The sequence below is a fragment of the Lactobacillus kefiranofaciens genome (genome assembly GCF_900103655.1).
GTDB classification, from domain to species: Bacteria; Bacillota; Bacilli; order Lactobacillales; family Lactobacillaceae; genus Lactobacillus; species Lactobacillus kefiranofaciens.
Window position 1 is genome coordinate 1 of the sequence record NZ_FMXC01000056.1, and the last position, 7,488, is coordinate 7,488.

Here is a 7,488-nt window from a genome sequence, read left to right on the forward strand (position 1 = left end):
AGCGCTTATTTTTCTTTTCAATCTGATAGCCTTGCTTTTTAGTTTCTTCAACTAAGCCGGCATCAACTTCTTCTAGTGCTAATTTAATTAATTCTCTAATCAAATCAAAGAAGTAGCACATTAATGCCTTTTCACGAGCAATAACATTATTTTCAGACTTAATAATTTTCACGATATCAGTTATAATAGATTCCATAAAAGACCAGCTTCTAATGTGTTTTTTGTTCTTAACATCAGACTACTGGTCTTTTTGTTTGAGCTCAAGTCCAAATTCAAAGGACTTGAGCTTTTTTAATTAATTATTCAGCTTACCGCAAAAAATTATACACTTAGGAAAGGGTGGCTCCCTTTTACTCCGCGTGTAGAAGGAGGTATAGCTCCGTGAAGTGGTATCTATTACTTGTGTTAGTATTCGTACCAGTAGATCGTCGCAGCAAGTTCTTTAAGCGCTTTAAGAAAGCTCTTAAAAAGGCACTTAAGGTTCTCCTTGATAGTTTATTTCGTTGATCTGAGATCTATTAATCCATACCAGAAGGTCGTCCTTAGAGACGACTTTTTCTGTTTTGTGAATCCCTTAATTCTCTAAAGCGCCGATAAATGGTTGCTTTAGACATACCTAGTTTCTTGCTGATTTCGGAGTAACTCATGTGGTCTTGGGTATGCAACTTCCAAGCAAAATCAATCTGCTCTCGATCATATTTTCTTGGCATACCGTCATGAAAATTAGGATTATTAGCTTTGGCCCACGCCTTGCCCTCTTGGGTTCTGCTTACAATTAAATCTCGTTCAAATTCCGCAAAAGCACTGAATACAGTGAAGATTAAACGACCGCTTGGTGAATTTATCAATCGTACCAATGTTTAAAACCCGCAGAATGACGCCCTCAGCATTCATTTTCTTTACAATGCTAAGGGCATCTTGAGTATTTCTGGCCAACCTGTCTAATTTAGTAACAATCAAAGTATCCCCATTTTTGATCTTGGCCATCAATTTATCAAATTCAGGACGATTAGCAGTCGTACCAGTATACTTATCTTTAAAAATTTTGACTGCTCCTGCACGCTTTAAATCATCAACTTGACTGTTTAAATCTTGTTTAACAGTAGATACCCTTGCATAGCCATATATCGTATTCATTTTTAGCCCTTTTCTGGTTAACTCTTGACACTAAGTTTTGACTATATCTGATACCTATATTTTACGGGTTTTTTGTATTGTAATCAAGAGTGCCAACTTATGAACACAAAAAACGTAGCTTAAAACTACGTTTTTTGATATATAATTCCTTATTTAGTAAATTTATAAACTATTAGGGTACTGAATCCGCCACATATTGCACTCAATACAATATTTAAAACTATATTTGAAATATGTGGTGCAATTATAAAATTATATAACTCTATTACTAGGGTTAAACAAATAAAAGTATAAATTGCTTGCTTTTTTTTCATAAAACTATTGCCATCCACAACTAGTAACTGTTCTTGCTAAGAAATTATAATCAACCCAAACTCCACCTTTAATACTGCTTCCCACTAGTGCAGATACTGATGAGCTAATTGCTCCCACTGCAAAGGTAGCTAAACCACCTGAAACATAATTAGCAATAAGTGCACCTACCCCACCTACAGCACCAGCTGCAACAGCCTGTGTCGTAGTTTTATTTAGATATACTCTAATGTAATTCCAATGATATGTTACTTTATTAACTCCATAGTGGTACTTTTTACGTTTTGTTGCTAATTCGCCTTTATTTAAAGAAACAACGCTATTTTCGTCATTAGATAGCGTGAAATCATTAGTAGCTACTTTTGTATTTTTGTTAATTACAGATCCTGAATTTTCAACTGCAGCATTAGTTTGAGCAATTACTTGTTTTGCCACATTGTATTCTTCTTCTGAAACAACTTTTTTTGCATTTTCACTTAAAACGTAATGATTATTTTCAACTGTTACATATGGATCTAGCTTCTTTTGAGCAGACAAACTTAACTTGGATTGGGTTTGGCTACTTTCAATAGTTGATGCTTGAACGGAAGACGTCAATGTAGGCACAGCTACGGATAATAATGATACGGCTACAGCAGTTGATACTGCTAACTTACTAAATCTACCCATAATAAATTCCTCCAATTATTCTTATAATCAACACAACCTGCTAAAGAAAAAAGGCGCCCTATCAGACTATCAGACCAATGAATTTGATCTAATAGGGGGCTTTGAACGCTGTACTACCTATATTCGCTAAGCATAAGCCCAGCCTCGTTGCACGTGCGACTCAAAAAAGAGCGATACGTCGACGCTATAAAGAGCGTGCCCTGAACCTACTCAATTCATAATTTCTGCTTAAAGGTAATTTTCATCTAAACCTTCGTTGTTTTTTTGCACCCACCAGAAACTCTCTGTAGTACTTCAGTAAAACTTACTTTCCTTATCAAAGCCGTTATTGTTTTTTGGTGAGCATAATATTACAGTGATAAATATTAAAAGTCAATAAAAGTTTTTATATTTTTTCAATTTAATTTTAAATCCGGGCTTGCAAAACGCATAAAAAAATTGTTCCAATTTTTTTATGAATTTCTCCTTTTGCTAGAATATTTTTTTAATTTTTTTGCTTATAAACTTCATGATGAAAAGTAGAAAAAACAGGAGGACAACACCATGAAAGTTAAAAATGCACACGAAGAGTATCGTGACTTACTCACTAGAAAACAGCTTGTATCACAAGGACTAATTCCTACTGATAAAGGAATTGAATTATGGACTAATCAATACTGCGAGCATTCCGCTATTTACTATGATCCAGCTAAGGCAATTAAACTTGAATCAGTTTATTTTTGGAAAAATAGTTTCAGTGATGATTATGGTCTCAATGTTGTTGAGGTGGGCGTTGTAGATCAATTAGGCAATGAGTTATTCAGCAAAGTAGTTAAACCATGCAGAGGATACCTCTCTGAGGGCAGTAATGCTGACTTATGGCTTAAAATTGAAAAAGATCACAGTTTCTCTATGGCAGATATTATTTGTGCTGATAATAGAGTAGCAGTTGATCGTCAGTTGGCTTCTGTAATCAAGAAGCAAAAATACGTTAAAAATTTGATTAGCTATAATGTAGGGTTCAATGTTCCTAATGTTCTTCTAGCTAATCAAGCCTACAAACAAATTGATATGATGGAACTATTCGCAAACATCATAAAAGAACCTTACGAGGATTATTATGGTGAAAAAAGTTATAAATGGCAAAAATTAAGTAAGTGCCTTGAATATTATGATGTGAAGCTTAATAGCTATCGAGCCGTTGACTATGCTCGAGCTTTGCAGAAATGCTACGAAAAAATGCCTAAATAATCAAATGACGTAATTGCAAAAGCATTCAAAAAACAAAAAGAGAATCCTGTAATACTTGGATTCTCTCTTTGTTCGCTGAAATCTCAGTAAAGAGCATAAGGGAATTGGATATCATTCACAAAGTCTTGTGCCTGATAGCTTGGTAGTACCAAGCTATTCCTCAATTTAGTAGATGCTATCATCACATGAGTTTTGGAACCCTAATTGGGTTTAGCAAGAATGTTGATGTATCAGTATCTAACCCAGTTTGGGTTAAAGTCCTTCCAGAATCTCAATGTTGATCTAACAACAATTAACCCTAATTGGGTTTCTTTAAAAAATAGTTTTTTTAATCAAGTGCAATTATTCACATTTGATTTTTTATATCTAAAAAGTATAAAAATGATTTATTGTTAATAGTTTAAACAACTACTTTTGATCAAAATTAAGTAGTCTTATCGTAACCTTATAACCTGATTTATCCTTATTAGAAAGCGTAACTTTTTTGATAATTTAAGCTGAGGTGACATGAAATAAGTTATACCTAAATTCAGTTAATGACTGCACTTTAGGTACAACTTATGAATATAATTTTATTATTTGAACTCAACTGTAAATGCTAGTACAAGTTAAATTGTTTTGTTAAATAAAACAATTCAAAAAAAAGAACCAAATTAATATTGACATTAACTTGGTTCTTTTTAAAATTAATCAGTGCTAAAATAAATATTTAATTTTTTTGTGTAGCTGTTTGAGCTTCGGTAATAGTATTTTCTGGTGTCAGTTTGACACTACTTTCTACAAACTGAACATCGCTAGCTTTTACGTAAGTATCTTTAAGTGGTATATGATCATGTACATATTGACCATTATTTGATAATCGTAATACGTCTTTCCAATACGACGTAGGTGCTAAGTGATAGAATAATTCTGCTTTATTTTCACTTGGTACCCAAATATATAACAGCTTATTTACCCTCCATTGTTCAGAATTTTTTTCAATCTTAATATTCTGAAATGTACCGTTAGCATTAGAGTTACTGCGAAACTAGATAGCCAGTTCTTGGTTGATGATCCCGCAGATTAAATTCATTCTTAAATTAAAACGTCGGCGATGATTGCGATACGTAGTAGAAAATATTTTGTATGCTTTGACCTTGCCAAATACATGCTCGACCTTGATTCGAATTGAAGAAATTAAATGATTCAGCTCTCTGTCCTGCTGAGTCAGCGGTTTCTTCTTGCTGGATTTGACCGGTGTTTTTGCCTGAAAGTAAATCTTGTCCAATCCCTGATAGCCGCTATCCGCTAAAATCAAACCGGATCGGTGCAGACTGCGCCTTGACTCACGCAGCAGCCGCATGTCATGCCGGTATGCCTGGCAGCTGTCTAAATGAATAATTCTGCCGGTAGTGTCTGTAATCGCCTGGGCTTTTAAAACGTGCTGCTTTTTCTTGCCGGAATAATAAGCTGCTTGTCTTTTTTTGGGCGTTGAATCTTTACTTCAGTGGCATCGATTAAGACAACATCGTCTGGCTTGATTTCTTGCTTGCCAATGTTAAAGCCATGCTTAACCAAAGTCTCTTCGGCCCAGTGGTTTCTTCTGATCAGGTTGCTGTCATGCACACCGTAATCGGCAGCTATTTGTTCATAAGTACGGTATTCCTTGAGGTACTGCAAAGTAGCCAGAAGCAGGTCTTCAATTGCCAGCTTGGGCTTTCTGCCGCCTCGGGCATGCTTGACTTGATATTCGGCTTTTAATACTTTGACCATTTCGTCAAAGACAGGCTTGGCAACGCCGATCAGACGCTTGAATCTGGTATTGTTTAAATTTTTAGCTGTTTCGTATTTCATAATTTAAGATTATAGCAGATGTTTCGCAGTAACTCTATTATATAAATCTGTAGTTTGGGTAAATTTTATGATCGATGTTTCTTCAAGATCATAATCGTGAGCTGTTATCTTTGATGCAGCTTTTACACCCATTGAGTATAGCCAGTTATTTGTTCCTTTAATTCGATAAATACTTTGATCACCGCCAAATTGACCAATATAACTAGCTACTTTATCAGCACGAGTTCCTTTTTCTAAACGATCAACAGTAAACTTCTCTCCAGGAGTTGCTGTTCTAACTTTAACGACTTTACCATTTTTATCGAAAGTAATGATTGGTGTACTGTAATTTGCATCAACAGTTATTGTTGTCTCTTCTGTACTAGTTAGAGTAGAACTAGTTGGCTTACTATTAGCAGTGATATTAGTATTGTCGTTATTGCTAGTTCGACCTTGAACCGTATTAACCTTAACAACTGGTCCTAAATTATAAGATTTAATATATTGCTTTTGTGGTCCACCTACTCTAAAGTAGTGCTTACCATTCTTGAATTTATATGAACCACCATAGGTTGTTACAGTTTGTCCTTTGTATAGCTTCCAACGGCCATTATAAGAAGTTCTACCAGTAGAGGTACGATAAATGTATGCATTGTGTGTAATCTTTCTGGTTACACCGTCAATATTAGTAGCTTTCAACTTATGAATACAAAGTTCAAATACTTTTATGTCCATTATTTTTTAATGATTATATTTATTCCGCCCAAAAAAATAAAGATACAGCAAATAACTAATAAAATATTTTGATTAAATTTATCTAATATAATTCCGGCTACTACTGAACCGATAGGACTTCCTAAAGAATTAGCTGTACGAATAGTTGTCATAACGCGTCCCAGTATATCTTCCGTACTAGTAATTTGCATTAAAGACTCACCTAAAATGTTATGAATTCCAGTCAAAGTTCCAAAAATACTTATTAGAAAACAAAATATAAGCCAATTAGAATTATTTATTAAAAATAAAAGAGGAATTATACTCAAAGTCCAAATAAGTCCAACATTTTTTGAAGTGGTTTTTAAATACTTACAAATAATTACTCCTACAATAAATCCTAAAAAGAAAGACATATAAAAAAAGCTTAAATAACTTGCGGAGCCTAGTTTCTCAGCTGTATAAGGTAAAAAAACTATTAAAGCAGGTTCAACAAATGAAAATAAAATAGAAGAAAAAAATATCGACTTAAAAAATGTTCTTTTTTTATGTAGTGATAACCTATTAAAATTTCTGAGAAATAATTTTGACGTTTAATTTGCTTATGTATTGATAAATGCACTTTCTTTAAGGAATTAAACAATAATCCCCCACTTAAAAGACTTAAAAAGGCACAAATTAAAATAATATAATTAGAACTGATAAATTTTAATAATATACCTGCTAAAGCTACACCAAAAAAATTAACAGACTGATCAATAAAACTAATTTTAGCTATCATATTTGTAAGATCTACATTAAGCTTTACAGATTGCTTTAGGATAGCACGATCAGCTGGGGAATAAAATTCATCACAAATCGAAATTAAAATAGCTAATATACAGTTAAGTATTAAAAAATAATTTGGTAAAAACATACTAAAAAAAAGTAAAAAAAGCCAAAAAGCTTGTAAAAAAATAGCGCCTAAAGCAGTCTGTTTGAATGAATGCTTGTCTATTAAAGGACCATAAAAAATAGATAGAGCTGCTGTCAAATCAAATCCAGCATTTACTAGTCCAACTATCGTTGAACTAGACGTGTTGAATTGAATCCACCAAATAATAGCAAAACCGTAAAGTGAACCAGCAGTAGTAGCAAAAAAACGTGATATTAAATATGAACTTTTTTTTAGCATTTTTAGTACTCCATATTAATGTAAAATTAAGTGTTCAAGCCTATACTTTTTAAAAAAATATTGTTTTATTTTTAAGAAAGTTTTATCATAATCCTAAATATTTTTCAAGGAGATGAAATAATATGGTAAGTGTCAATATTTTTGCGGTAGGCTATTAACCATTAGTCTGACCTTAATTTCTTAAATATTTATTTGACTTAATTTTCTGCCAAAATCATCCAAATAGCTATGACCTGCTGTTAAGCTTTCAATGGCGCCGTGATGAATGCCCAGATGAGCTTCATGCGTCTTTCTTAGGCTGGCACGAACTGCACCTTTCAATTCTTCCTGATCACCAATATCGAGCTGCCCACCTGCAAACTCACTGCTAAGCCAGTATTCCAGCTCTTTGTTTTTGATACAAGTCAGCACACGCAAAATACCCTCAGCGCCATTCTCTG

The 7,488-nt window shown here is 33.5% G+C and carries 5 protein-coding genes and 5 pseudogenes; 2 read left to right on the forward strand and 8 right to left on the reverse strand.

Going from position 1 to position 7,488, the window contains the following annotated elements; translation table 11 throughout:
• A pseudogene (locus tag BLP58_RS11050) lies at nucleotides 1-196 on the reverse strand (ISLre2 family transposase); the annotation flags it as partial.
• A 185-nt stretch (nucleotides 197-381) separates the two neighbouring features.
• Here BLP58_RS11050 and BLP58_RS12515 point away from each other — a divergent pair.
• Complete coding sequence (locus BLP58_RS12515; protein ID WP_013854976.1) at nucleotides 382-507, forward strand: hypothetical protein; 126 nt, start codon at nucleotides 382-384, stop codon at nucleotides 505-507.
• A 35-nt stretch (nucleotides 508-542) separates the two neighbouring features.
• Here the strand turns inward: BLP58_RS12515 and BLP58_RS11055 are convergent.
• Both BLP58_RS11055 and BLP58_RS12520 read right to left on the reverse strand, forming a co-directional pair.
• Nucleotides 543-1,137, reverse strand: a pseudogene (locus tag BLP58_RS11055) (recombinase family protein).
• Nucleotides 1,138-1,455: 318 nt separating this feature from the next.
• Nucleotides 1,456-2,118 (reverse strand): hypothetical protein, encoded by a 663-nt coding sequence (locus tag BLP58_RS12520; RefSeq protein ID WP_013854973.1) that lies wholly within the window; start codon nucleotides 2,116-2,118, stop codon nucleotides 1,456-1,458.
• Nucleotides 2,119-2,661: 543 nt separating this feature from the next.
• Between BLP58_RS12520 and BLP58_RS11065 the strand changes: the two genes are divergently transcribed.
• Entirely contained in the window at nucleotides 2,662-3,348 is a 687-nt protein-coding gene (locus BLP58_RS11065; RefSeq protein WP_013854972.1) for a hypothetical protein, read from the forward strand.
• 1,027 nt (nucleotides 3,349-4,375) lie between these two features.
• Here BLP58_RS11065 and BLP58_RS11850 read toward each other — a convergent pair.
• The 5 genes and pseudogenes from BLP58_RS11850 to BLP58_RS11090 all read right to left on the reverse strand — a co-directional run.
• Nucleotides 4,376-5,181 (reverse strand): annotated as a pseudogene (locus tag BLP58_RS11850) (IS5-like element ISL2 family transposase).
• A gap of 231 nt (nucleotides 5,182-5,412) precedes the next feature.
• A pseudogene (locus BLP58_RS12795) lies at nucleotides 5,413-5,859 on the reverse strand (SLAP domain-containing protein); the annotation flags it as partial.
• Between the two features lie 35 nt (nucleotides 5,860-5,894).
• The gene (locus tag BLP58_RS12525; RefSeq protein WP_226908619.1) at nucleotides 5,895-6,398 is read right to left on the reverse strand and encodes an MFS transporter; all 504 of its coding nucleotides are present in this window, start codon (nucleotides 6,396-6,398) and stop codon (nucleotides 5,895-5,897) included.
• Nucleotides 6,353-7,048, reverse strand: coding sequence for an MFS transporter (locus BLP58_RS12530; protein ID WP_049776009.1), 696 nt, complete (start codon nucleotides 7,046-7,048; stop codon nucleotides 6,353-6,355). The genes BLP58_RS12525 and BLP58_RS12530 overlap by 46 nt, the downstream gene beginning before the upstream one ends.
• A gap of 180 nt (nucleotides 7,049-7,228) precedes the next feature.
• A pseudogene (locus tag BLP58_RS11090) lies at nucleotides 7,229-7,488 on the reverse strand (ISLre2 family transposase); the annotation flags it as partial.

Coding starts and splice junctions, on each gene's coding strand:
- BLP58_RS11065 (WP_013854972.1), top strand. CDS start 2,662: ATGAAAGTTAAAAATGCACACGAAGAGTATCGTGACTTACTCACTAGA.
- BLP58_RS12530 (WP_049776009.1), bottom strand. CDS start 7,048: ATGCTAAAAAAAAGTTCATATTTAATATCACGTTTTTTTGCTACTACT.
- BLP58_RS12520 (WP_013854973.1), bottom strand. CDS start 2,118: ATGGGTAGATTTAGTAAGTTAGCAGTATCAACTGCTGTAGCCGTATCA.